Source organism: Kribbella sp. NPDC004536 (assembly GCF_042873835.1).
In the GTDB taxonomy this organism is placed as follows: Bacteria; Actinomycetota; Actinomycetes; order Propionibacteriales; family Kribbellaceae; genus Kribbella.
Genome location: NZ_JBIALY010000004.1, coordinates 41,540 through 63,122, shown reverse-complemented (window position 1 = coordinate 63,122; position 21,583 = coordinate 41,540). Strand labels below are relative to the sequence as shown.

25 protein-coding genes are annotated in these 21,583 nt (G+C 67.6%); 13 read left to right on the top strand and 12 right to left on the bottom strand.

Annotated elements, in window-relative coordinates; translation table 11 throughout:
• The first annotated feature begins 54 nt into the window (after positions 1 to 54).
• From tsf to ACFYRU_RS33515, 5 genes are all read left to right on the top strand, one after another.
• Positions 55 to 873, top strand: coding sequence for a translation elongation factor Ts (gene tsf / locus ACFYRU_RS33535; protein ID WP_387666249.1), 819 nt, complete (start codon positions 55 to 57; stop codon positions 871 to 873).
• Positions 874 to 930: 57 nt separating this feature from the next.
• On the top strand, positions 931 to 1,692 hold the full coding sequence (gene pyrH / locus ACFYRU_RS33530; protein WP_387666247.1) for a UMP kinase: 762 nt from the start codon (positions 931 to 933) through the stop codon (positions 1,690 to 1,692).
• A gap of 93 nt (positions 1,693 to 1,785) precedes the next feature.
• Positions 1,786 to 2,340 carry a ribosome recycling factor gene (frr, locus tag ACFYRU_RS33525; RefSeq protein ID WP_380196954.1) on the top strand — a complete coding sequence of 185 codons (555 nt, stop codon included), beginning with the start codon at positions 1,786 to 1,788 and terminating at the stop codon, positions 2,338 to 2,340.
• Entirely contained in the window at positions 2,340 to 3,188 is an 849-nt protein-coding gene (locus ACFYRU_RS33520) for a phosphatidate cytidylyltransferase (protein ID WP_387666244.1), read from the top strand. Before frr ends, ACFYRU_RS33520 begins: the two co-directional genes overlap by 1 nt.
• Positions 3,185 to 3,775 carry a GNAT family N-acetyltransferase gene (locus tag ACFYRU_RS33515; RefSeq protein WP_387666243.1) on the top strand — a complete coding sequence of 197 codons (591 nt, stop codon included), beginning with the start codon at positions 3,185 to 3,187 and terminating at the stop codon, positions 3,773 to 3,775. Before ACFYRU_RS33520 ends, ACFYRU_RS33515 begins: the two co-directional genes overlap by 4 nt.
• Here the strand turns inward: ACFYRU_RS33515 and ACFYRU_RS33510 are convergent.
• Both ACFYRU_RS33510 and ACFYRU_RS33505 read right to left on the bottom strand, forming a co-directional pair.
• The gene (locus ACFYRU_RS33510; RefSeq protein WP_387666240.1) at positions 3,765 to 4,724 is read right to left on the bottom strand and encodes an LLM class flavin-dependent oxidoreductase; all 960 of its coding nucleotides are present in this window, start codon (positions 4,722 to 4,724) and stop codon (positions 3,765 to 3,767) included. The genes ACFYRU_RS33515 and ACFYRU_RS33510 overlap by 11 nt on opposite strands.
• 28 nt (positions 4,725 to 4,752) lie before the next feature.
• Positions 4,753 to 5,154 (bottom strand): MarR family winged helix-turn-helix transcriptional regulator, encoded by a 402-nt coding sequence (locus tag ACFYRU_RS33505; protein WP_387666237.1) that lies wholly within the window; start codon positions 5,152 to 5,154, stop codon positions 4,753 to 4,755.
• Between the two features lie 62 nt (positions 5,155 to 5,216).
• Between ACFYRU_RS33505 and ACFYRU_RS33500 the strand changes: the two genes are divergently transcribed.
• The 4 genes from ACFYRU_RS33500 to rlmN all read left to right on the top strand — a co-directional run bounded on the left by ACFYRU_RS33500 (position 5,217) and on the right by rlmN (position 8,413).
• Positions 5,217 to 6,113, top strand: a complete 897-nt coding sequence (locus ACFYRU_RS33500) for an LLM class flavin-dependent oxidoreductase (RefSeq protein WP_387666235.1) — start codon at positions 5,217 to 5,219, stop codon at positions 6,111 to 6,113.
• 99 nt (positions 6,114 to 6,212) lie between these two features.
• Positions 6,213 to 6,884, top strand: a complete 672-nt coding sequence (locus ACFYRU_RS33495) for a C39 family peptidase (RefSeq protein ID WP_387666232.1) — start codon at positions 6,213 to 6,215, stop codon at positions 6,882 to 6,884.
• A gap of 56 nt (positions 6,885 to 6,940) precedes the next feature.
• Positions 6,941 to 7,258 (top strand): SelT/SelW/SelH family protein, encoded by a 318-nt coding sequence (locus ACFYRU_RS33490; RefSeq protein ID WP_387666229.1) that lies wholly within the window; start codon positions 6,941 to 6,943, stop codon positions 7,256 to 7,258.
• 33 nt (positions 7,259 to 7,291) lie between these two features.
• The gene (rlmN, locus tag ACFYRU_RS33485) at positions 7,292 to 8,413 is read left to right on the top strand and encodes a 23S rRNA (adenine(2503)-C(2))-methyltransferase RlmN (RefSeq protein ID WP_387666226.1); all 1,122 of its coding nucleotides are present in this window, start codon (positions 7,292 to 7,294) and stop codon (positions 8,411 to 8,413) included.
• A 1-nt stretch (position 8,414) separates the two neighbouring features.
• Here rlmN and ACFYRU_RS33480 read toward each other — a convergent pair whose 3' ends face one another.
• A complete protein-coding gene (locus ACFYRU_RS33480) occupies positions 8,415 to 9,107 on the bottom strand; it encodes an alpha/beta fold hydrolase (RefSeq protein WP_387666224.1) in 693 nt (230 codons plus the stop codon).
• Between the two features lie 37 nt (positions 9,108 to 9,144).
• Here ACFYRU_RS33480 and pdxY point away from each other — a divergent pair, with 37 nt between their 5' ends.
• On the top strand, positions 9,145 to 9,996 hold the full coding sequence (gene pdxY / locus ACFYRU_RS33475) for a pyridoxal kinase PdxY (RefSeq protein WP_387666222.1): 852 nt from the start codon (positions 9,145 to 9,147) through the stop codon (positions 9,994 to 9,996).
• Here pdxY and ACFYRU_RS33470 read toward each other — a convergent pair.
• Both ACFYRU_RS33470 and ACFYRU_RS33465 read right to left on the bottom strand, forming a co-directional pair.
• Positions 9,993 to 10,667 (bottom strand): alpha/beta fold hydrolase, encoded by a 675-nt coding sequence (locus ACFYRU_RS33470; RefSeq protein WP_387666220.1) that lies wholly within the window; start codon positions 10,665 to 10,667, stop codon positions 9,993 to 9,995. The two genes, pdxY and ACFYRU_RS33470, sit on opposite strands and share 4 nt — an antisense overlap.
• 32 nt (positions 10,668 to 10,699) lie before the next feature.
• Complete coding sequence (locus ACFYRU_RS33465; protein ID WP_387666217.1) at positions 10,700 to 11,836, bottom strand: LOG family protein; 1,137 nt, start codon at positions 11,834 to 11,836, stop codon at positions 10,700 to 10,702.
• Between ACFYRU_RS33465 and ACFYRU_RS33460 the strand changes: the two genes are divergently transcribed.
• The gene (locus tag ACFYRU_RS33460) at positions 11,828 to 13,117 is read left to right on the top strand and encodes an aspartate aminotransferase family protein (protein ID WP_387666215.1); all 1,290 of its coding nucleotides are present in this window, start codon (positions 11,828 to 11,830) and stop codon (positions 13,115 to 13,117) included. The genes ACFYRU_RS33465 and ACFYRU_RS33460 overlap by 9 nt on opposite strands.
• Before the next feature lie 49 nt (positions 13,118 to 13,166).
• On the opposite strand, the gene ACFYRU_RS33455 is transcribed toward ACFYRU_RS33460, so the two are convergent.
• The 7 genes from ACFYRU_RS33455 to ACFYRU_RS33425 all read right to left on the bottom strand — a co-directional run bounded on the left by ACFYRU_RS33455 (position 13,167) and on the right by ACFYRU_RS33425 (position 19,235).
• Positions 13,167 to 13,595: a hypothetical protein gene (locus ACFYRU_RS33455; RefSeq protein WP_387666212.1), complete on the bottom strand. Its 429-nt coding sequence runs from the start codon at positions 13,593 to 13,595 to the stop codon at positions 13,167 to 13,169.
• Between the two features lie 20 nt (positions 13,596 to 13,615).
• Positions 13,616 to 14,044, bottom strand: coding sequence for a hypothetical protein (locus tag ACFYRU_RS33450; RefSeq protein WP_387666210.1), 429 nt, complete (start codon positions 14,042 to 14,044; stop codon positions 13,616 to 13,618).
• A gap of 232 nt (positions 14,045 to 14,276) precedes the next feature.
• Positions 14,277 to 15,179: an amino acid ABC transporter permease gene (locus tag ACFYRU_RS33445; RefSeq protein ID WP_387666208.1), complete on the bottom strand. Its 903-nt coding sequence runs from the start codon at positions 15,177 to 15,179 to the stop codon at positions 14,277 to 14,279.
• The gene (locus ACFYRU_RS33440) at positions 15,176 to 15,865 is read right to left on the bottom strand and encodes an amino acid ABC transporter permease (protein ID WP_387666205.1); all 690 of its coding nucleotides are present in this window, start codon (positions 15,863 to 15,865) and stop codon (positions 15,176 to 15,178) included. The genes ACFYRU_RS33445 and ACFYRU_RS33440 overlap by 4 nt, the downstream gene beginning before the upstream one ends.
• A gap of 77 nt (positions 15,866 to 15,942) precedes the next feature.
• The gene (locus tag ACFYRU_RS33435; RefSeq protein ID WP_387666203.1) at positions 15,943 to 16,782 is read right to left on the bottom strand and encodes a glutamate ABC transporter substrate-binding protein; all 840 of its coding nucleotides are present in this window, start codon (positions 16,780 to 16,782) and stop codon (positions 15,943 to 15,945) included.
• A gap of 48 nt (positions 16,783 to 16,830) precedes the next feature.
• On the bottom strand, positions 16,831 to 17,592 hold the full coding sequence (locus ACFYRU_RS33430; protein WP_387666200.1) for an amino acid ABC transporter ATP-binding protein: 762 nt from the start codon (positions 17,590 to 17,592) through the stop codon (positions 16,831 to 16,833).
• 122 nt (positions 17,593 to 17,714) lie between these two features.
• On the bottom strand, positions 17,715 to 19,235 hold the full coding sequence (locus ACFYRU_RS33425) for an amidohydrolase family protein (RefSeq protein ID WP_387666198.1): 1,521 nt from the start codon (positions 19,233 to 19,235) through the stop codon (positions 17,715 to 17,717).
• A gap of 101 nt (positions 19,236 to 19,336) precedes the next feature.
• Here ACFYRU_RS33425 and miaB point away from each other — a divergent pair, with 101 nt between their 5' ends.
• Together miaB and ACFYRU_RS33415 are read left to right on the top strand one after the other, a co-directional pair.
• On the top strand, positions 19,337 to 20,809 hold the full coding sequence (miaB, locus tag ACFYRU_RS33420) for a tRNA (N6-isopentenyl adenosine(37)-C2)-methylthiotransferase MiaB (RefSeq protein ID WP_387666195.1): 1,473 nt from the start codon (positions 19,337 to 19,339) through the stop codon (positions 20,807 to 20,809).
• Positions 20,806 to 21,483, top strand: a complete 678-nt coding sequence (locus tag ACFYRU_RS33415; protein WP_387666193.1) for a phosphotransferase — start codon at positions 20,806 to 20,808, stop codon at positions 21,481 to 21,483. The genes miaB and ACFYRU_RS33415 overlap by 4 nt, the downstream gene beginning before the upstream one ends.
• The last annotated feature ends 100 nt before the right edge of the window (positions 21,484 to 21,583 follow it).

Here is a 21,583-nt window from a genome sequence, read left to right as displayed (position 1 = left end):
GGGTGGCGCCACCAGTTGCCCCAGCCGCACCAGAACAGGACGAGAGAACGAGGAATGGCGAACTACACCGCCGCTGACGTGAAGAAGCTCCGCGACACCACGGGCGCGGGCATGATGGACGCGAAGAAGGCGCTCGAGGCCACCGACGGCGACTTCGAGAAGGCGATCGAGGAGCTGCGCATCAAGGGCGCGGCGAAGGCCCAGAAGCGCGGCGCCGAGCGGTCCGCCACCAACGGCCTGGTGGCCGCCGCGGAGAACGCGCTGGTCCAGCTGAACTGCGAGACCGACTTCGTCGCCAAGAACGAGCAGTTCCAGCAGCTCGCCGCCGACATCGTCGCGCACGCCGCGGCCAGCAAGGTCGGCGACGTCGAGGGCCTGCTGAACGAGAAGCTGACCGACGGCAAGTCGGTCGCCGAGAACATCGAGGCCCTGGCCGCGGTGATCGGCGAGAAGCTCGAGCTGGGCAAGGTCGCCGTGTTCGACGGCCAGGTGACGGCGTACATGCACAAGCGCGCCGCGGACCTGCCGGCCCAGGTCGGCGTGCTGGTCGAGTTCGAGGGCGACAACGTCGAGGCCGCCCGGGGCGCCGCCATGCAGGCCGCCGCGATGCGCCCGCTGTACACCAACCGCGACGAGGTCCCGGCCGAGACGGTCGAGAACGAGAAGCGGATCGCCGAGGCGACCGCCCGCGAGGAGGGCAAGCCGGAAGGCGCCCTGCCGAAGATCGTCGAGGGCCGGGTGAACGGCTTCTTCAAGGAGGTCGTGCTGCTCGAGCAGCCGTCGGTCACGGAGAACAAGAAGACCGTGAAGGCCGTGCTGGACGAGGCCGGTGTCACCGTGAAGCGGTTCGCCCGCTTCGAGGTCGGCGCCTGATCCCGCGAAGGATCTGAGCGCACAGGCAACGAAGCAACGAACGAGGAGGCCGGAATCGTGACGGAAACCCTGGGTACCGAGACGAGTCCGGCCTCTCCGCCGTTCTCTCCCGCCTACCACCGCGTGCTGCTGAAGCTGTCCGGTGAGGTGTTCGGCGGCGGCAAGCTCGGCGTCGACCCGGACGTGGTGAACTCGATCGCCAAGCAGATCGCCGACGTGGCGCGGGCCGGCGTACAGGTCGCCGTGGTGGTCGGCGGCGGCAACTTCTTCCGCGGTGCCGAGCTGCAACAGCGCGGCATGGAGCGGAACCGGGCCGACTACATGGGCATGCTCGGCACCGTGATGAACTGCCTGGCCCTGCAGGACTTCCTGGAGAAGCTCGGAATCGAGACCCGGGTGCAGACCGCGATCACGATGGGCCAGGTCGCCGAGCCGTACATCCCGCGCAAGGCCGAGCGGCACCTGGAGAAGGGCCGCGTGGTGATCTTCGGCGCCGGTTCCGGGATGCCGTACTTCTCCACCGACACCGTCGCCGCGCAGCGTGCGCTCGAGGTCGGCGCCGAGGCGCTGCTGATGGGCAAGCAGGGCGTCGACGGCGTGTACGACTCCGACCCGAAGAAGAACCCCGACGCGGTCAAGTTCGACCAGCTGTCGTACGACGACTTCCTGGCCCGCGGCCTCCGGGTCGCCGACGCCACCGCGATCAGCCTGGCCCGCGACAACGCGCTGCCGATCGTGATCTTCGGTCTCGAGGAGGGCAACATCGAGCGGGTCATCCACGGCGAGAAGATCGGCACCGTCGTCTCGCGGGGGCAGTAAACCCCGATAACCGCTTGTAAGCCCCGTACGACTAGGATCGGGATCACACGTGGCCGCGCCGAGGCGGCCCAGAGGAAGCGAGGAATGGCCGTGATCGACGAAGCTCTCCGCGATGCCGACCAGAAGATGGCGAAGGCCGTGGAGGTCGCGAAGGACGACTTCGCCGCGATCCGCACCGGCCGCGCCCACCCGCAGATGTTCGCGGGCATCCTGGCCGACTACTACGGCAGCCCGACGCCGCTGCAGCAGCTGGCCGGCTTCCAGGTCCCGGAGCCCCGCACGGTGCTGATCTCGCCGTACGACAAGGGCGCGATGGCCGCGATCGAGAAGGCGATCCGTGACTCCGACCTCGGGGTGAACCCGAGCGACGACGGCGCGGTGATCCGGGTCGTGCTTCCGGCTCTGACCGAAGAGCGGCGCAAGGAGTACATCAAGGTCGCGAAGACCAAGGCCGAGGACGCCAAGGTCTCGGTCCGCAACATCCGCCGGCACGCCATGGACCAGGTGCACAAGACGGTCAAGGACGGCGACGCCGGCGAGGACGAGGGCAAGAGTGCTGAGAAGCGGCTCGACGGGTTGACGAAGAAGTACGTCGACTCCATCGACGACCTGCTCAAGCACAAGGAAGCCGAACTCCTCGAGGTGTGATGGGCGTCGACAGCACGCCCGCGCCGAGTCCCAGCCCGAGCCGCGCCGGCCGTAATCTGCCGGCCGCGATCGCGGTCGGCGTCGGGCTCGGCGCGTTGATCCTCGGATCGCTGTACTGGCAGAAGGTCCTGTTCGTCGTGCTCGTGCTCGCGACGGTGCTGGTCGCGGTCGACGAGATGATCAAGGCGCTGCGGACCGGCGGTGCGGTGATCCCGAAGATCCCGTTGTTCGTCGGTACGGCCGCGATGCTGCTGGCGGCGTACTTCGGTGGCCCGATGGCGCTGCTGGTGGCGCTCGGGATCACTGTTCTCGGGACGATCTTCTGGCGGATGCCGGGTGGATCGATCGGATTCGTCCGGGACGTCAGCGCCGGAGTGTTCCTGATCGGGTACGTGCCGCTGCTGGCCGGGTTCGCGATCCTGCTGGCGCAGCCGGACGCGGACGGTGCGGGCCGGGTGGTGACGTTCTTCGTGGTCACGGTCGCCAGCGACGTCGGGGGATATGCGGCCGGCGTGCTGTTCGGCAAGCATCCGATGGCGCCGACGATCAGCCCGAAGAAGTCCTGGGAGGGCTTCACCGGCTCGGCGCTCGCCTGTATCGGCGCGGGCATCGCGGCGGTCGTCTTCCTGCTGCACGGTGACTGGTGGGTCGGCGCGATCGTCGGTGCGGTTGCCGTGCTGACCGCGACCGTCGGTGACCTGGGCGAGTCGATGATCAAGCGTGACCTCGGCATCAAGGACATGTCGAACCTGCTGCCCGGTCACGGCGGGGTGATGGATCGCCTGGACTCCCTGCTCGCCACGGCGCCGATCGTCTGGCTCCTCCTACATCTCCTGGTGAAAGCATGACGACTGGTCCTGATGGACGTTCCCTGATCGGCGACGTCGTACGGCTGGATCGGATGCAGGCGTCCGACATCGACGAGTTGTACGCCGCGATCGGCAACGAGCAGGTGTACGCGAGCGGCTTCGGCGGCGGACCGGCCGCGCTGCCGGCGAGCGCGGAGGACATGCGCGCGAAGTGGATCCCGGCCGCGGCCGACCGGTTCGCGTACGTCGTCCGGATGGTTGCCGACGGCACCGTTGTCGGTACGTCGAGCCTCGGCGACGTCGACGTACCGAACGAGCGGATCCACCTGGGCTTCACGGGCTACGCGCCGGCCGTCTGGGGGACCGCGGTCAACCCGGCCACGAAGCTCCTGCTGCTCGAGCACGCCTTCGAGACGTGCGGATTCGGTCGCGTGAAGATTCAGACGGGCCTGAAGAACACCCGTTCGCAGGCGGCGATCGCGAAGCTCGGTGCGACTCGGGAGGGCGTGCTGCGGCGGCACATGCGGCAGGCGGACGGTTCGTTCCGTGACACCGTGGTGTTCTCGATCCTGGCCGACGAGTGGCCGGACGTCCGGAAGCGGCTCGAGGACCGGATCAGCCGGTGAGTTTGGCCAGCGCCTCGTAGTTCGCGAGCAATGCAGCGCGGTCGAAGGTGTTCGTGGTGATCAGCAGTTCGTCCGCGGCGGTCCGGCGTACAAGATCGCTCAATGTCTCTTCGACCTCCGACGACGTGCCGTAGATCTGCCCGCTGAGCGCATTCGAGAAGTACTCCTGCTCGCGCGCGGTCAGCTCGGCCGGTACGTCGGCCTGTAGTGGAGGAAACACACCACGGGTCCGCGAGTACGCGCTCGCCCACGCCTCGGGCAATAGCAACTGCCGGGCAGCCTCAGTGGAGTCAGCAACAGCCGCGGTGACTGCGAGGATCACGTAGGGCTCGGGAGCCCACGCAGACGGCTTGAACGTGCTGCGGTACTCCTCTAGCAACGACACCGAGTCAGGGCGAGCTGCGAGCACCACGGGCAGCCCCAGAGTGGCTGCGATCGCAGCGCCTTCGCCGACAGCGAGGATGAACGGTGGGATGTGCAGGCCTTCGCCTGGCCGGGCGTGCACGTCCGACGTACCAGAGAGGTAACCGAGTAGTTCCTGCACCTGTGTCGTGAAGTCGTCCGCGGCGTCCTTCTCGACGCCGAGCGCCCGCCGTACGCCGTTCGTGAAGCCGACCGAGCGACCGAGGCCCATGTCGATGCGGCCCGGGTACAGCGACTCCAGCACGCCGAACTGCTCCGCCACCACGAGCGGCTTGTGGTTCGGCAGCATCACACCACCCGTACCGACGCGGATCCGCGAGGTGCGAGCAGCAACCGCCGCAGCAAGGACCGTCGGCGCCGAGCCGACCACTCCGGGAACGCTGTGATGCTCCGACACCCAGAAACGCTTGTAGCCAAGCGCTTCCACCTGCTGGGCCAGCTCCACCGTCGCCCGCAGTGTCGCGGCCTCGGACTCGCCTACACGCGTCCGGGAGCGATCCAGAACTGACAGCGGAACCGAGAGCATGCAGAGTCCAACCCGGCCGTGTGAGACCTCATTCCCCGAGCAACAGCCGCAGGTCGTCCCGGAAACGCTCGCCGTCGGCCAGCGGACCCAGGAACGTCTGCTCCACCTCCAGCCGCACCCGTTCGGCAGCGGCGAACGTGGACTCACCGAGAGCAGTGAGTACGACGACGTTCCGCCGCCGGTCCTCGGCGCTACGCCGGCGCTCGACGAACCCGCGCTCCTCGAGCCCGTCCAGCAGGTCACCGATCGACGTCCGATCGACCCGCAGCCGCGCCGCGACCTCGAGCTGGGAGAGGGGCTCGCCCGACGCGACCGCGGACAGCACGGCGAGGTCCCGCCCGTTCAGCCCGTGCGGCGCGAGCGCCTGCGTCTGCGCCTCGGTGAGCCGCGCGAGAACGTGTTTGAGCAGGTACCCGAGCCGATCAGCCATACCGTCAAATCTACCGGGGAACTGATCGTCAGGAGTGCTGATCATCAGTTATGCTGACGATTATGCCACCGACTTTCGGTCTGAAGACCACTCCGATGCATGTCCCGTACGCCGACATCCGGCGCGTCTGGCTCGAGGCCGACGAGTATCCGCAGCTCCGCGACGCCTGGCTCTGGGACCACTTCCTCCCGCTTGCCGGCCCGAAGGACGGCGACGTCCTCGAAGGCTGGACCCTGCTCACCGCGCTCGCCGCGCAGACCACCCGGCTCCGCCTCGGCCTGCTCGTGACCAGTAACCGGATCCGCCCGCCGGCCGTCCTCGGCAAGATCGCGAGCACGCTCGACGTGATCTCCGGCGGCCGCCTGATCATGGGGCTCGGCGCCGGCGGCACCCATCAACCCGCCGGTCTGAGCGGTATCCCCGGGCCGAACCCGGCGATCGAGGAGTACGCCGCGTACGGGCTGACGCTGGTTCCGCCGGGGGAGGGGATCGACCGGCTCCGCGAGACGATCGAGATCCTGCGCCGGATGTGGACCGAGGACGAGTTCGACTTCCACGGCCGCTACTACACGCTCGAGCGCAACCGGAACGCGCCGAAGCCGATCCAGCAAGGTGGTCCGCCGCTGCTGATCGGCGGCTGGGGCAATCGGATGCTCCGGCTGGTTGCGCAGTACGCCGATCAGTGGAACATCGGCGGTCCGCCGCACACCGACTTCGACACGCTCGCCGATCGGGTCCGGCGGCTCGACGCGGAGTGTGAGCGGATCGGCCGCGACCCGTCGACGGTCAGCCGTTCACTGCAGCAGATCGTGTCGTACGACGACCCGGCCGGGACGCGGGCGATCGTCGAGAAGGCCGTTGGGCTGGGGTTCGACCACATCGTGCTGTCGCTGCCGCGGCCGTACCCGGAGCACGCCGTCCGGTGGCTGGTCCGGGAAATCGTCGACCCTTTCCACTGAGATCGAAACGGTCGGTGATTTTTTCACCACGACGCGAATTCGTGTGTCAGGATCAAACACAGGACGATCCGCCCCGGTCGTTCCAGTGAGGAGCCTGACATGATTCCCACGACGAAGTTCAAGGCCGCCCTCGGCGGTCTCGCCCTGATCGCCGCCGCGATTCTCCCGGCGAATGCCGCCTCCGCCGTACAGGCCGTCGAGCAGAGCACCGAGCAGGTCGCGGCGAGCAAGCCCGTACCGAAGCTCGGCTACTCGACGCAGACGGTCCGGACGCTCAACATCGACTTCCAGTACCAGCAGACCGGCTACTGGTGCGGCCCGGCCGCGACCCGGATCGCGCTGTCCGCGCGCATCTCGCCGCCGAGTCAGCAGCAACTGGCCGACGAGTTGCCGACCACGACCAACGGCACGGACTGGATCGGCCAGGTCACCCGGGTGCTCAACAACCACCTCGGCACCGGCTGGTACGAGACCAAGGAGATGCCGAACGACCCGCCCACCCAGGCGCAGCGCGACCTGCTCTGGCGCGACGTCGTCCTCGACATCGACAACAACTACCCGATCGTCGCCAACATCGTTGCCCCGGCCAACAACCACCCGCCGGGCTACCCGAACTACACGATCTACCACTACTTCACCGTGATCGGGTACGACGACAGCGACCAGACCGTACTCATCGCCGACCCCGCGGGGTTCGCGCCGACGGCAACGTACTGGCTGACCTTCAACCAGCTGGCCACCCTCATCCCACCGAAGGGGTACTCGGCCTGACCCGAGCCGTGAGACCGGTCGCCGCCCCGGCCGGTCTCGCCGCGATACTGCTGTGCATGAGCCAGGCGCCGCGGTTGGAGATCGTGTACTGCACTCAGTGCCGGTGGTTGATGCGCGCGGCGTGGACCGCGCAGGAGTTGCTGACCACCTTTCCGAAGGAGCTCGGGGAGGTAGCTCTGGTGCCGTCTACCGGCGGGGTGTTCGACATCAGCCTGGACGGCGAGCTGCTCTGGTCGCGGAAGGCGGAGGGTGGGTTCGCCGAGCTGCCGCTGCTCAAGCAGATGGTCCGGGACCGGATCGCGCCGGACCGCAAGCTCGGGCACTCCGACCGCAAGGAAAGTGATCCTCAGCACGCTGAGGATGTGAATTTGTGAAGCGTGGTGCCGGCGGGCGACAATAGGGCGGTTATGGCTACCTCCCTTCCTCTTGTTTTCGATGAGCCGCGCCGTGCCAAGAAGCCGCCGCGGCACCTGGCCGATCTCTCCGGGGAGGAACGGCGGACCGCGGTCGAGGCGCTCGGTGAGCCCGCGTTCCGGGCCAAGCAGCTCTCGAACCACTACTTCTCCCGGCTGGTGTCCGACCCGGCCGAGATGACCGACCTGCCGGCCGCGACCCGGGACAAGCTGGTCGCTGACCTGATGCCGCCTTTGCTGACCCGGGTCCGCGATCTCGAGTGCGACAACGGCGAGACCCGCAAGACGCTGTGGAAGCTGCTCGACGGGTCGCTGGTCGAGTCGGTCCTGATGCGCTACCCGGGTCGCGTGACGATGTGCGTGTCGTCGCAGGCCGGTTGCGGGATGGCGTGCCCGTTCTGCGCGACCGGTCAGGGCGGACTGACCCGCAACATGACGACCGCGGAGATCGTCGAGCAGGTCGTCGACGGTGCCCGGGCGCTCGCCCGCGGTGAGATCGCCGGCGGTCCGGGGCGGGTCTCCAACATCGTGTTCATGGGTATGGGCGAGCCGATGGCCAACTACAAGGCCGTGATCGGCGCCGTCCGGCGCTTCACCGACCCGTCGCCGGAAGGGCTCGGGATCTCGGCGCGCGGGGTGACCGTGTCGACGGTCGGTCTGGTGCCGCGGATCAACCAGCTCGCCACCGAGGGGATCCCGGTGACGCTGGCGCTGTCGCTGCACGCGCCGGACGACGAGTTGCGCGACGAGCTCGTACCGATCAACAACCGCTGGAACGTCGACGAGGTCCTGGACGCCGCCTGGGGGTACGCGCAGCAGACCAAGCGCCGGGTTTCGATCGAGTACGCGATGATCCGCGACATCAACGACCACGCCTGGCGGGCGGATCTGCTGGCCGAGAAGCTGCGCGCCCGGGGTGACTGGGCCTGGGTCCACGTGAACCTGATCCCGCTGAACCCGACTCCCGGCTCGAAGTGGACGGCGTCCGACCCGGCCGACGAGCGCGAGTTCGTCCGCCGCCTCGAGGCCGGCGGCATCCCGGTAACCGTCCGCGACACCCGCGGCCAAGAAATCGACGGCGCCTGCGGCCAACTAGCCGCCGCCAGCAAGTCCTGAATCAGCTGGCCGCGAGGAGCTTCGCCAGCTCGGCCGGCTGGGACAGCATCGGCCAGTGGCCGGTCTGTAGTTCGACCAGGTCCCAGTGCGGCGAGTTCAGTGCCTGCTGTACGTCGGGGGTGGGCGTGTCGCCTGACATCAGGCATTTGATGTATGTCGTGGGCAGCTCGGTGATTGGTCTTGCCAATCGTGCTGGTTGGGTCAGGGTCAGGCCGGGGTGCGGTGTGCCGCGGGTTGCCAGCAGGTTGATGGCCTCGGCGGACAGGTCCTGGTCGACGAAATACTCCGGTCCGGCTGGTAGCCACGTACCGTCGCCCTCAGCCAGCTGCTCGTCCAGCCACACCCGATCCTCCGGGGACCAGGCGTCCGCGAACGACAGGCCGTCGGCCGGGATGCTCGAGTCGACGTACACGACGCGCCGCAGGCGGTCCCCGATCCGGCCGGCCGCCTGACCGACCGGGATCCCCGAGTAGCTGTGCCCGACCAGCACCACGTCGTACAGGTCGTTGCCCTCGACCACCGAGACGATGTCGTCGACGTGCTGTTGTTGTCCGACGACGTCCGCGTCGCCGCCCGCGAGGCCGCTCAGCGTCACGGCGTACACCGCATGTCCCGCGCTCCGTAGTTGCTCCGCGACGGCGTCCCACGCCCAGCCGCCCAGCCGCGCCCCTGGTACCAGTACGAACTCACCCATGCCGCGCACAGTAGACCAGGAATGCGATGATCGGGCGGTGAAGATCCTCTCGATTCAGTCTGCGGTCGCGTTCGGGCATGTGGGGAACTCCGCGGCGGTGTTTCCGCTGCAGCGGATCGGTGTCGAGGTGTTGCCGGTGTACACGGTGAACTTCTCGAACCACACCGGCTACGGGGCGTGGCGTGGGCCGATGATCAGCCCGGACGACGTGCGGGAGGTGCTGCTCGGGATCGAGGAGCGGGGCGTGCTGTCGCAGATCGACGTGGTGCTGTCCGGGTACCAGGGCGGCGAGGGGATCGCCGATGTGATTCTCGAGGCGGTCGAGCGGGTGAAGGCCGCGAACCCGCAGGCCGTGTACTCGTGCGACCCGGTGATGGGGAACGCGAAGTCCGGATGCTTCGTGGCCCCCGCGATCCCGGTGCTGCTGCGCGACAGGGTGGTGCCGGCGGCCGACATCATCACGCCGAACCAGTTCGAGCTGGGCTTCCTGACCGGTACCGAGCCGGACACGCTCGAGTCGACGCTGGCCTCGGTCGAGCTGGTCCGCGCGACCGGCCCGCGGACGGTACTCGTCACCAGCGTCGAGCGGCCCGACCGTGAGGACGGCACGATCGAGATGCTCGCGGTCGACGACAGCGGCGCGTGGCTGGTGCAGACGCCGTACATCCCGATGAAGGCGAACGGCTCCGGTGACGTGACGGCCGCGCTGTTCACGGCGCACTACCGGCGGACGGGCGATCTCGCCGAGGCGCTCGCGCGGACGACGTCGAGCGTGTTCGACCTGCTGACGCGTACGCACGAGTCCGGCGAGCGCGAGCTGCAGCTCGTCGAGTCACAGGACGCGTACGCCAACCCGAAGCTGGAGTTCAAGCCGCAGCAGGTCGGTTAGACCTCGGCGAGGATCTTCGCGAGCGCTTCGGGCTGGGAGAACATCGGCCAGTGGCCGGTGTTCAGCTCGGCGAGCTCCCACTGCGGCGACGTGAGCTGTTCGAGCACCACGGCGGACGGCATCGCGCCGTCCATCAGGCATTTCAGGTACGTCGTGGGCAGCTCGCCGATCGGCCGGACCAGCTCGGCCGGCTCGGTGATCGCGCGCCCCGGATGCGGCGTACCGCGGGACAGGATCAGCGCGATGTGCTCCTCGCACAGGTCCTGGTCCACGTAGTCCTCGGCCTCGAGCGGCGGCCAGTACCCGCCGGACCTCTCCATCTGCTCCCGCAACCACGCCTGCCCCTCCGCGGACCACCCGTCCACGAACGACTTCCCGTCGGTCGGGATGTTCGAGTCGACGTACACCACCCGCCGCAACCGCTCCCCGATCCGCCCCGCCGCCTGGCCGACCGGCACCCCCGCGTAGCTGTGGCCGACCAGCACGACGTCGCGCAGATCGTTCTCCTCGACCACCCGCACGATGTCGTCCACATGCTCCCGCTGCCCGGCGTCCACCCCGCTCAATGTCACCGGATAAACCTCGTGCCCGGCGTCGCGCAACACCCGAGCCACCCCATCCCAAGCCCAACCACCCAACCAAGCCCCCGGCACCAACACAAAACTCGTCATGCCGCGCACCGTAAACCACCCCACCGACAGAACTAGCTGACGAGCTTGGCGGCTTCTTCGATGGTGGGGACCAGGTGGATGGACATGGAGCGGTTGGTAGCTAGGGACTGGAGGAGAGGCCAGACGGGGAGGGTGTTGGTCCAGTGGTTGATGTCTACGAGGATCAGGGGGATCTGAGTGGCGGCGTCGCCGTAGTAGTTGGGGGTGGCGGCTTGGAAGACTTCTTGGACAGTGCCGGCGGCGCCTGGGAGGTAGATGATGCCGCCGCGGGCGCGGCTGAGGAGGACGTCCTCGCGCTGGGCGTTGGAGAAGTACTTGGCGATCGCGGACGCGAAGACGTTCGGCGGCTCGTGGCCGTAGAACCAGGTCGGGATGGAGACACCACCGTCGCCGGGGAACTCCCGTCGTACATCCAGGCCGGCAGTGGCCCACGCGGCGATCGACGGGCGGAAGGACGGTACTGCGGCCAGTCTCGTGAGCACAGAGTCCACGGTGGAGTCGTCGTACGACGCCAGCGAGGCCCCGAGGTTCGCGGCCTCCATTGCGCCTGGTCCGCCTCCTGTGACGACCACGTGGCCGCGGCGGGCCAACGTACGGCCAAGGAGGACAGCGGACCGGTAGTCCGAGGAGCCGCGTAGTACGCCATGGCCTCCCATCACCCCCACCCACGGCTTGCCCCCAGGGAGTTCCGTCAGCGCGTCGGCGATCGCGTGGTCGTGCAGTGCGGCCGCGAGCGTACGGCTGGTGTCGCCCTTCTCGTCATGCTGCCGGGACCAGGCGTAGATCTGCGCGTCGGGAGTGGCTTCGTACCCGTGTTCGAGCCCCGCATACAGCTCGTCCGCGTCGTACAGCCGCCCGCGGTACGCGTCGAACGGCAGCTCCGGGATCGCCGGGAACACCAGCCCGCCGCCGTCGCGCACCCACGTGTCCGCCGGGTCCTCGAGCAGGCAGCCCAGGAACACCGACCCCAGCGGCTTCAGCCCGAGGAGTTCCGCCGTACGACCGGTCAGGTCGACGGACTGCACCCGCCACCCGGCCATCGCACTGGCCCCCGCCGCCAGCAGCCGGTCGAAGTGCTCCACGGACTCGATGTCCACATGCGGGATGCTCGGCAACGTCACGCTGTGCACTTTAGAGGTCGATCGGGTAATGCTTAGCACATGACACATGCGGAGCTCTGGGAGCGTCACAAGGCCGTCATGCCGGTATGGCTCGCGTTGTACTACGAGGAGCCGATCGAGATCGTGCAGGGGTCCGGCCGCCGCGTCACCGACGGTGAGGGCAACACGTACCTCGACTTCTTCGCCGGCATCCTGACCAACGCGATCGGCTACGACATCGCGGAGATCTCCGAGGCGGTCCGCGAACAGCTCGGCACCGGCATCGCGCACACCTCGACGGTGTACCTGATCCGCAAGCAGATCGAGCTGGCCGAGCAGATCGCCGAGCTGTCGGGGATCCCGGACGCGAAAGTGTTCTTCGCGAACTCCGGCACCGAGGCGAACGAGACGGCGCTGCTGCTCGCGACCCAGGCGCGCCGCTCGAACCAGGTGCTGGCGATGCGGAACTCGTACCACGGCCGCGCGTTCGGCACCGTCGCGATCACCGGCAACCGCGGCTGGTCGGCGAGCAGTCTGTCGCCGGTGAACGTGCAGTACGTCCAGGGCGCGTACCGGTACCGCAGCCCGTTCCGGGATCTGCCGGACGCGGAGTACGTCAAGGTCTGCGTCGAGGACCTGCGCAACGTCATCGAGACCACGACCTCGGGCGACGTCGCCTGCCTGATCGCGGAGCCGATCCAGGGCGTCGGCGGGTTCTCCTCGCCGCCCGACGGGCTGTACGCCGCGTTCAAGGAGGTGCTGGACGAGTACGGGATCCTGTTCATCTCCGACGAGGTGCAGACCGGGTGGGGCCGGACCGGCGACCACTTCTGGGGCATCCAGGCGCACGACGTCGTACCGGATGCGATGACGTTCGCGAAGGGACTCGGCAACGGCTTCGCGATCGGCGGCGTGGTCGCCAAAGCAGAGTTGATGGACAGCATCAAGGCGAACTCGCTGTCGACGTTCGGCGGCAACCCGATCTCCACGACCGCGGCGAAGGCGACGATCGACTACCTGCTGGACAAGGACCTGCAGGCGAACGCGGCCAAGCGCGGCGCACAACTGGCCGACGGCCTGCGCGGGATCTCCGACGAGTTCCCCGAACTCGGCGATGTCCGTGGCAAGGGCCTGATGCTCGCCGCCGAGATCGTCAAGCCCGAGGACAACACCCCCGACGCGGCCGCGACCGCGAAACTCCAACAGGAAACCAAGAACCGCGGCCTCCTGATCGGCAAGGGCGGCCTCTACGGCAACGTCCTCCGGATGGCCCCACCCATGACCCTCACCGAGGAAGAAGCCGCCGAGGCCCTGGAAATCATCCGCGACTCCTTCGGCACCCTGCACTGACGACGATCGGGCCCGTCTCCGCAGCAGGAGACGGGCCCAACTCGTCTGGCTAGTCGGTACAGCCTCTGCAAGGCAGGTATCCGAGGTCCTCCTCGTACACGTTCGTCCAGCTGGCGCCGGAGGTGTACGTGATCTTCACCCAGGTGTAGTTGCCCCGTTTGTCGTTCGGCTTCGGCATCTTCTGCGCGTAGGTCTTGATGGTGTGCGTCCCGGCTTTCACGCTGCCCTGGGACGATGCCCACCAGTCCCCGTTCACGTAGACGTCCATTCGCCAGTTGGCTTTGGAAACGGTGCAATCACCGGTCACCACGACGGTTCCGCTGCGACCTGCTGTCGAGGTCGTCCAATTCGCGCCCGTCGAGCCGCAGAAGTTCCACTCAGAGCTGCCGGCCATCGCGGTGCCGGGTGCGACCATCAGCAGCGCCAGCCCCGTCGTCCCGGTCAGCGCGGCGACGGCGACCCGCTTCGTTGTGCGCATCTGTCTCCCCGTTCTTGTGGTCAAGGTATCGCGGTCTTGAAGCAGGAGTTGCGGCTCTCCTCGTCCTTGACATCCTGCTTGAGGTCGTACACCTCTGAATGTGCCGAGACACAGGCAGATTTGTTCGCGCTGATCGGCGTCGCTGGAATGACGACGCTCTTGCTGTATCCACCGGTGACGTAACCGGTCGTCTCCATCACGAACTGCTTGGTGAGCGGCCGGTCGTAGATGTCCAGCGAATAGCGCTTGTAGCGGTTTGCCGGCGAACAATTCATCGAAGTGGTGACCGTCCACCAGCCGCCGGTCTGATCGTTGTCGAAGACGTAGCTGATCGAGATCGCGCCGCAGCGGTAGTCCGCCGTGGAGGTCGCCGCAGCGGTTCCGGTGGATACGGCAAGTAGCGACAGAGTTGCCGCGACAAGTGCAGGCAATGTGCGGGTCGAGCGCATCGCTTGTCCTTTCTTGAGGAACTCGTTCGGACCAGGCCTGTTCCTCAAGTCTTGCCATCGGCAACAATCCCTGTCCACGCGGGATCGGGTAATTGCAGGAAGTGGCAGAGCGCAGGGCCCGAGTCGCCGGGAATGAGACGCTATCTCCATCATTCCGGCGGGCGGCTGCAATGAACGAGCTGTAACAGACGAATGGCCCGGGAACTGGTCCCGGGCCACTCGTGAGTTCCGTTCAGTTGCTGGTGTCCGATGTGGAGGCATCTGCCACGGTCACGGCGCCGGCCTGGTCGGTCGGGTCGGCTGTCAGTGGGCCGCCGGCGGAGCGGCCGCGGCGGCGCATCAGGGCCTCGACCCGGCCGGCCGCGACGGTCAGCAGGTAGTTGATCACGACGAAGATCGCGCCGATGACGATGAACGCGGCGAGCAGGTTCGACTTGTAGTTGCCGATCTGCTCCGCCTTCCGGAGCAGTTCCTCGTACGTGATGATGTAGCCGAGCGCAGTGTCCTTGAGGATCACCACCAGTTGGCCGACGATCGCCGGCAACATCGCGGTGATTGCCTGCGGCAACAGGATGAGCCGCATCGCCTTGCCGGTGGTCAGCCCGATCGCCATTGCGGCCTCGCTCTGCCCCTTCGGCAGCGCGTGCACACCGGACCGGACGAGCTCCGCCACAACCGAGCCGTTGTACAGCGTCAGTGCGGTGACGACGGCTGCCAACGCGTACCGCTCCGGGGGGAACAGCTCGTACTTCGCATACAGCGCGAACATGAACAGCATCATCAACAGCACCGGTACGGCGCGGAAGAACTCGACGACCACGCCGCAGGGCCAGCGCACCCACGCCTGGTGGGACAGCCGCCCGACACCGAGCAGCACGCCGACGATCATCGCCAACACGACCGAGATCGCCGCCGCGAGCAGCGTCCCGCCCAGCCCGGGCAGGATGTACTGCGTCCAGATCTCGCCGGTCAGGAACGGCTTCCATTTCTCCGCGGCGAGCTGTCCCTTGGCGTTGAACTTGGCGAGGACGAACCAGAGCGCCAGCAGGATGACAACGATCGACGCCGCGCTGACGCCGAGGTAGATCCGCTTGGACCGCGGCCCGGGCGCGTCGAAAAGAACGCTGCCGCTCATCGCTTCACCGCCAGGCGCTTCGACATGGAAGTGAACAGCACGCCGACAGGCAGCGTGAGAATCACGAACCCGACCGCGAAGATCCCGAACACGACGAAGATCACGTCCGGCCGGTTCTCCATCATCACCTTCATCACCGCGGACGCCTCGGTGACACCGATCACCGACGCAACGGTGGAGTTCTTGGTCAGTGCGATGAGTACGTTGCCCAGCGGTGCGATGGCGCCACGGAACGCCTGCGGGAGCACGACGTACCGCAGGGTCTTCAGGAACGGCAGGCCGATGGCGCGGGCCGCCTCGGCCTGGCCGAGCGGCACCGTGTTCACGCCGCTGCGGATCGCCTCGGCGACGAACGACGCGTGGTACACCGACAGGCCGAGGACGGCCAACCGGAAGTTGTTGTCGTTGATGAAGGTGTCCGAGCTCTTGTTCGCCAGCGCGAGGCCGAGCTGCAGGAACAGCCCGAGGTTGCAGAACACGATCACCAGGGTCAGCGGCGTGTTCCGGACGATGTTGACGTAGCCGGCGCCGATGATCTGCAGCACCCGGATCGGCGACACCCGCATGACCGCGACCACGGTGCCGATGATCAGCGCGAACAGAGCCGACAGCAACGTCAGGTAGATCGTCGTGCGGAAGGCCTGCAGGCCGTCGTACTGGGAGAAGAACTCCGAAATCACGTTCATGTTTCTCCTGCTGGGAACGAGGTGGAGACCAGCGCGCCGGGGAGGAACCGCTCGCGGTTCCTCCCCGGCGCGTCAGATCAGGCGCAGGCGTCGAAGGTCTTCGGCGGGTTGGTCGCCGGGTCGAGCTTCACCCCGGAGTCCCCGAGGTTCTTGTCGAACGCCTTCTGCCACTCACCGGAGTCGACCATCTTCTTCAGCGCGGCGTTGACCTTGTTGCAGGTGTCGGTGTCGCCCTTCTTGAGGCCGACGCCGTACCGCTCAGTCGAGAAGGTCTTGCCGACCACCTTGAACTTGCCCTTGTTCGCGGCCTGGGCGGCGTAACCCGCCAGGATGGTGTTGTCCGTGGTCAGTGCGTCGATCGCGCCGGCGCCGAGGGCCTCGACACACTTCGAATACGTGTCGTACTCCTGCAGCTGCACGGTCTTGGCGAACTTGTCCTTGACCTTCTGGGCCGAGGTCGAGCCGGTCACCGAGCAGAGCTTCTTGCCGTTCAGCGAGTCCGGCCCGGTGATGTCGGTGTTGTCGGCCTTGACCAGCAGGTCCTGGCCCGCGACCAGGTACGGACCGGCGAAGGACACCTTCTCCTTGCGCTTGTCGGTGATCGAGTAGGTCGCGAAGATCATCTTGACCTGGCCGTTCTCCAGCAACGTCTCACGCTGGGCCGACGGCGATTCCTTGAACGTGATGTTCTTCTCGTCGTAGCCCATCTCCTTGGCGACGTACTTCGCCACGTCCACGTCCATGCCGGTGTAGTTCGAGCCTTCCTTCAGGCCGAGACCGGGCTGGTCGTACTTGATCCCGATGGTGATCTTGTCGCCACTGCCGCCGGAACCCGATCCCGAACCGTTGCCGCAGGCGGCGAGTCCGGCCGTCGCGAGTGCCGCGACGCCGAGGGCAGCGATGATCCGCTGTCGCATGTGTTTCCTCCGTTGTGTTTCGGTACTGCGCTGGGGACTAGCGCGGGGTCAGTGCGTCAGGATCTTTGACAGGAAGTCCTGGGCGCGCTTGCTCTGCGGATCGGTGAAGAACTTCTCCGGCTCCGCCTGCTCGACGATCTGCCCGTCGGCCATGAACACGACCCGGTTCGCCGCCCGGCGGGCGAAGCCCATCTCGTGGGTGACGACGACCATCGTCATGCTCTGACCGGCCAGGTCGACCATGACGTCCAGCACCTCTTTGATCATCTCCGGGTCCAGCGCCGAGGTTGGCTCGTCGAACAGCATCACCTTGGGGTCCATGGCCAGCGCGCGGGCGATCGCCACTCGCTGCTGCTGACCGCCGGACAGCTGGGCCGGGTACTTGGCCGCCTGAGCGCCGACGCCGACCCGGTCGAGCAGAGCCTTGGCCCGCTCCTCGGCCTCCGCCTTGGACTTGCCCCGGACCTTGGTCGGGCCGAGGGTGACGTTCTGGAGGATCGTCTTGTGGGCGAACAGGTTGAACGACTGGAACACCATGCCGACGTCGGCGCGCAGTTTCGCCAGCGCCTTGCCTTCGCTGGGGAGCGGCTGGCCGTCCAGCGTGATGCTGCCGGAGTCGATCGGCTCCAGCCGGTTGATCGCGCGGCACAACGTCGACTTGCCGGACCCGGACGGCCCGATCACGACCACCACTTCGCCCTCGTCGATGGACAGGTTGATGTCCTTCAGGACGTGCAGATCGCCGAAATGCTTGTTGACGCCGGTCAGCGCAACCAGGCCTGTTTTCGTTGCTGTGCCCGAATCGCTCATGGCCAGAACCTAGCGGAGCGGGGGGTGCGGTCGCAGGCCCGGGTGGTTCCACGGTGGTAACGATCTGCAATAAACGGGAGCGGACCGTGATGTGCTGATCACGGTCCGCTCCGGTCTGCGCTTCAGTGTCCGGTTGCGCCGGTTCCGCAACAGCCACCTGCAGCGAGGGATTTGCCGGTCGGAGGCTCCTTCACGGCTGCTTCCACTCCGGCAAGCAGTTGCCGGCGCGCCGCGGGGGAGATCACGCGGCCTCGGGTGACCACGGTGTTGATCCGCCGGCTGTTCCGGATGTCCGCCAATGGATCGGCGTCCAATACAACCAGGTCCGCAATTCGGCCTGCTTCGACCGATCCGAGTTGGGTTCCCAGGCCGAGGAATTTGGCCGGTTCGACGGTCGCGGCGTACAGCGCCTGGCGCGGCGTGGCGCCTGCGCCGACCAGGTGCTCCAGTTCGTCGTGCAGCGCGAACCCGGGGACGGAGTACGGCGTACCGGTGTCGGTGCCGGCCATGATCGGTACGTCGTGCGCGAACAGTTCGCCTACGAACCGCTGCCGCCACGCCCACATCTCGTGCTGGTGGGAGATCTCCTCGGCGGTGCGGTTGGCGGCGTACAGGTTCTGGATGACGTAGTCGTACGTACCGATCGACTCCTCGCTCATGTACTTCGCCAGCGCCGGGTCGAGGCCGGTGTAGTCGATCTGGTCGAGGACGTTGTGCATGGTGAGCGTCGGTGTGACGCGGGTGTTGTTGCGGCGGAGCGTGCCGAACACGTCCGCCGCGCGGCCCGGGCTGTACGTGTTCGCGGCGATCCACTCGATCGGGTGCAGCTGCCGGAACCAGGCGTTGTAGTCGCCGTTCGCCACCTTGATCGCGAGGAGCATCCGTCGTACCTCGACCTCCCGGGACGACACCGACAGGCCCAGCGAGTGGATGTGCTCGATGCTGCGCTGTCCGGCGTTGCTGACCTCCTTCGACGGGACCTGGTCGGGGCCGTGGCCGTGGACGGTCAGGCCGACCTCGCGGGCCTCGTCGACGATCGCGAGCCAGGACTCCCGGCTCAGTCGCGAGTACACCTTCACGAAGTCGGCGCCCTCGGCCTTGACCCGGCGGACGGCGGCCCGCGCATCGTCCGCGCCGTCGACCACGATGACCTTGATCAGGTTCGGGTCCCAGAGCGTCGGGTCGCCGTCGATGATGTTGCTGGCGACGACCATCCGCGGGCCGAGCAACGTGCCGGCGGCGATCCGGTCGCGCCAGTCGTACAGCATCGGGTTCGTGCCGGCCATCTCGCGGACCGTGGTCAGGCCGTTCGCCAGATAGAGAGGTGGCGAGACGCGCTCGTCGCCGAGGCTGTGGACGTGCATGTCGGCGAGACCGGGGATCACGTACTTCCCGGCCAGGTTGATCTCGACGGCGCCGCGGGGGACCGGGATCCGGCCGACGCCGATGATCCGGTCGCCGCTGAGCAGCACGGTCTGGTGGGGGCGCTTCCGGCCGGAGGTGACGTCGATGACGGTGAGATCGGTGAGGGCGGTGATCCGTGTCGACGTGGTGACGGCGTTCGCGGTAGTGAAGGTGCCACCGGCGAGGACCGCGGCGCCGGCGGCAGTACGGGCGAGGAACTGACGGCGAGAACTGTTCATGGCCCTCACTATTGTCCGGCCGACCTGGCGCGGTCAGGGGTGTCAGGCAGTTGGCCCAGGTAGGGAAATGTCTACCGCGGCACGTACTCTTGGTGGCTGTCATGCGTACTTATGAGGTCCGCACCTACGGGTGCCAGATGAACGTCCACGACTCCGAGCGCCTGCGCGGGCTGCTGGAGGACGCGGGCTATGTCCGCGCGCCCGAGGGGGACGAGGCCGACGTCGTCGTCTTCAACACCTGCGCGGTCCGCGAGAACGCCGACAACAAGCTGTACGGCAACCTCGGGCACCTGGCGCCTGTGAAGGCCCGGAAGCCCGGCATGCAGATCGCCGTCGGCGGGTGCCTGGCGCAGAAGGACAAGGCGACGATCACCCGGAAGGCCCCGTGGGTCGACGTGGTGTTCGGCACGCACAACATCGGTTCGCTGCCGGCGCTGCTGGAGCGGTCCCGGGTCGAGCAGGAGTCGCAGGTCGAGATCCTCGAGGCGCTCGAGGTGTTCCCGTCCACGCTGCCGACCCGGCGCGAGTCGCCGTACAGCGCCTGGGTGTCGGTGAGCGTCGGCTGCAACAACACCTGCACGTTCTGCATCGTGCCGGCGCTGCGCGGCCGCGAGAAGGACCGCCGGCCGGGCGAGATCCTCGCCGAGGTCGAGGCGCTGGTCGCCGAGGGCGTGCTCGAGGTGACCCTGCTCGGGCAGAACGTGAACTCGTACGGTGTGGAGTTCGGCGACCGGTACGCGTTCTCGAAGCTGCTCCGCGCGTGCGGCACGATCGACGGCCTGGAGCGGGTCCGGTTCACCTCGCCGCACCCGCGCGACTTCACCGCGGACGTGATCGAGGCGATGGCCGAGACGCCGAACGTGATGCACTCGCTGCACATGCCGCTGCAGTCCGGCTCGGACGCCGTGCTGAAGGCGATGCGCCGGTCGTACCGCCGCGATCGCTACCTTCGCATCATCGAGGATGTCCGGGCGGCGATGCCGGATGCGGCGATCACCACCGACATCATCGTGGGGTTCCCGGGGGAGACCGAGGAGGACTTCCAGGGCACGCTCGACGTGGTGCGGCACGCGCGGTTCGCGGGCGCGTTCACGTTCCAGTACTCGAAGCGTCCCGGGACGCCGGCCGAGTCGATGGACAACCAGGTCCCGCGCGAGGTCGTCCAGGAGCGGTACGAGCGACTCGTCGCGCTGCAGGACGACCTGGCCTGGGACGAGAACAAGAAGCTCGTCGGGCGGTCGGTCGAGGTGCTCGTCGCGGAGGGGGAGGGACGCAAGGACGCGTCGACGCACCGGTTGAGTGGTCGCGGCGCGGACAACCGGCTGGTCCACTTCGCCGTACCGGATGGTGTCGAGGCGCCGAGGCCGGGTGACATGGCGACGGTTGAGATCACGTACGCCGCCCCGCACCACCTGGTCGCCGACGTGTTCGGTGCCGTCCGCCGTACGCGCGCCGGTGACGCGTGGCAGCGTCTGCAGGACGAGCCGGCCCAGGCTCCGGGCGTGATGCTCGGCATGCCGACAGTCGGAGCGAAGCCCTTCGAGGCCGCTGTCGGCGGCTGTCAGGTCGGATGACAGGGCTGTCCGCACTGCTCCCGGCCGGAGCAGAGCCGTTCGCGGCAGGGCGGGACGCGGACGTCTACGCGATCGACGAGGACTGGGTGCTGCGGCGGTACCGCGACGGGCATCCGGTGCGGGACGAGGCCGACTACATGCGGCACGTCGCGAAGTACGACTATCCGGTGCCAAGGGTCGGTGAGATCAGCGGCGCGGACATGGTCATGCAGCGGATCTCCGGGCCGACGCTCGGCGAGGCGGTGATCGCCGGTGAGGTCAGCCCGGTCGAGCTCGGTGCGGTGCAGGCCGACCTGCACCGGCGACTGCACGCGATCCCGGCACCGAGCGGCGCTCCCGGGCTCGTCGTCGTGCACGGCGATCTGCATCCGTTCAACGTGATCTCGGCCGCGGACGGACCGATGGTGATCGACTGGCGAAACGCTGAGGAGGGCCCGGCCGAGTTCGATGTCGCGATGAGCGCGGTGATCCTGGCTCAGGTCGTTCTCGACCCGGAGTGGGCCGAGCTCTCGTCGTTGCTCCGCGAGTCGCTCGCCGCGTACCTCGCCCACTCGATCGACCCGACGCCGGGCCTGCCCGCCGCGTTGCGGGCCCGCGGCAACAACCCGACGCTGACCCCGGCCGAGCTCGCCCTGCTACCTGCGCAGGGCGAGCTGATCCGGTCCTACCTGTGATCGGCGTACCGAAGAACGGGTAGTGGTCGGCCCGCGGGCGCTGATCGGTCGTGGTGCTGAGCCTGCGCCGGATTGCCGAGCGGCACCACTACCCGTCCGT

What these genes read in the sequence shown, in the direction of transcription:
- ACFYRU_RS33430 (WP_387666200.1), bottom strand. Translation starts at nt 17,592, where the DNA reads ATGAGCGATTCGGGCACAGCAACGAAAACAGGCCTGGTTGCGCTGACC.
- ACFYRU_RS33460 (WP_387666215.1), top strand. Translation starts at nt 11,828, where the DNA reads ATGACACATGCGGAGCTCTGGGAGCGTCACAAGGCCGTCATGCCGGTA.
- ACFYRU_RS33450 (WP_387666210.1), bottom strand. Translation starts at nt 14,044, where the DNA reads ATGCGCTCGACCCGCACATTGCCTGCACTTGTCGCGGCAACTCTGTCG.
- ACFYRU_RS33440 (WP_387666205.1), bottom strand. Translation starts at nt 15,865, where the DNA reads ATGAACGTGATTTCGGAGTTCTTCTCCCAGTACGACGGCCTGCAGGCC.
- ACFYRU_RS33520 (WP_387666244.1), top strand. Translation starts at nt 2,340, where the DNA reads ATGGGCGTCGACAGCACGCCCGCGCCGAGTCCCAGCCCGAGCCGCGCC.
- ACFYRU_RS33465 (WP_387666217.1), bottom strand. Translation starts at nt 11,836, where the DNA reads ATGTGTCATGTGCTAAGCATTACCCGATCGACCTCTAAAGTGCACAGC.
- ACFYRU_RS33515 (WP_387666243.1), top strand. Translation starts at nt 3,185, where the DNA reads ATGACGACTGGTCCTGATGGACGTTCCCTGATCGGCGACGTCGTACGG.
- ACFYRU_RS33505 (WP_387666237.1), bottom strand. Translation starts at nt 5,154, where the DNA reads ATGGCTGATCGGCTCGGGTACCTGCTCAAACACGTTCTCGCGCGGCTC.
- miaB (WP_387666195.1), top strand. Translation starts at nt 19,337, where the DNA reads ATGCGTACTTATGAGGTCCGCACCTACGGGTGCCAGATGAACGTCCAC.
- ACFYRU_RS33510 (WP_387666240.1), bottom strand. Translation starts at nt 4,724, where the DNA reads ATGCTCTCGGTTCCGCTGTCAGTTCTGGATCGCTCCCGGACGCGTGTA.
- ACFYRU_RS33500 (WP_387666235.1), top strand. Translation starts at nt 5,217, where the DNA reads ATGCCACCGACTTTCGGTCTGAAGACCACTCCGATGCATGTCCCGTAC.
- ACFYRU_RS33495 (WP_387666232.1), top strand. Translation starts at nt 6,213, where the DNA reads ATGATTCCCACGACGAAGTTCAAGGCCGCCCTCGGCGGTCTCGCCCTG.
- tsf (WP_387666249.1), top strand. Translation starts at nt 55, where the DNA reads ATGGCGAACTACACCGCCGCTGACGTGAAGAAGCTCCGCGACACCACG.
- ACFYRU_RS33480 (WP_387666224.1), bottom strand. Translation starts at nt 9,107, where the DNA reads ATGGGTGAGTTCGTACTGGTACCAGGGGCGCGGCTGGGCGGCTGGGCG.
- ACFYRU_RS33425 (WP_387666198.1), bottom strand. Translation starts at nt 19,235, where the DNA reads ATGAACAGTTCTCGCCGTCAGTTCCTCGCCCGTACTGCCGCCGGCGCC.
- ACFYRU_RS33415 (WP_387666193.1), top strand. Translation starts at nt 20,806, where the DNA reads ATGACAGGGCTGTCCGCACTGCTCCCGGCCGGAGCAGAGCCGTTCGCG.
- rlmN (WP_387666226.1), top strand. Translation starts at nt 7,292, where the DNA reads ATGGCTACCTCCCTTCCTCTTGTTTTCGATGAGCCGCGCCGTGCCAAG.
- ACFYRU_RS33455 (WP_387666212.1), bottom strand. Translation starts at nt 13,595, where the DNA reads ATGCGCACAACGAAGCGGGTCGCCGTCGCCGCGCTGACCGGGACGACG.
- ACFYRU_RS33445 (WP_387666208.1), bottom strand. Translation starts at nt 15,179, where the DNA reads ATGAGCGGCAGCGTTCTTTTCGACGCGCCCGGGCCGCGGTCCAAGCGG.
- ACFYRU_RS33490 (WP_387666229.1), top strand. Translation starts at nt 6,941, where the DNA reads ATGAGCCAGGCGCCGCGGTTGGAGATCGTGTACTGCACTCAGTGCCGG.
- ACFYRU_RS33470 (WP_387666220.1), bottom strand. Translation starts at nt 10,667, where the DNA reads ATGACGAGTTTTGTGTTGGTGCCGGGGGCTTGGTTGGGTGGTTGGGCT.
- ACFYRU_RS33435 (WP_387666203.1), bottom strand. Translation starts at nt 16,782, where the DNA reads ATGCGACAGCGGATCATCGCTGCCCTCGGCGTCGCGGCACTCGCGACG.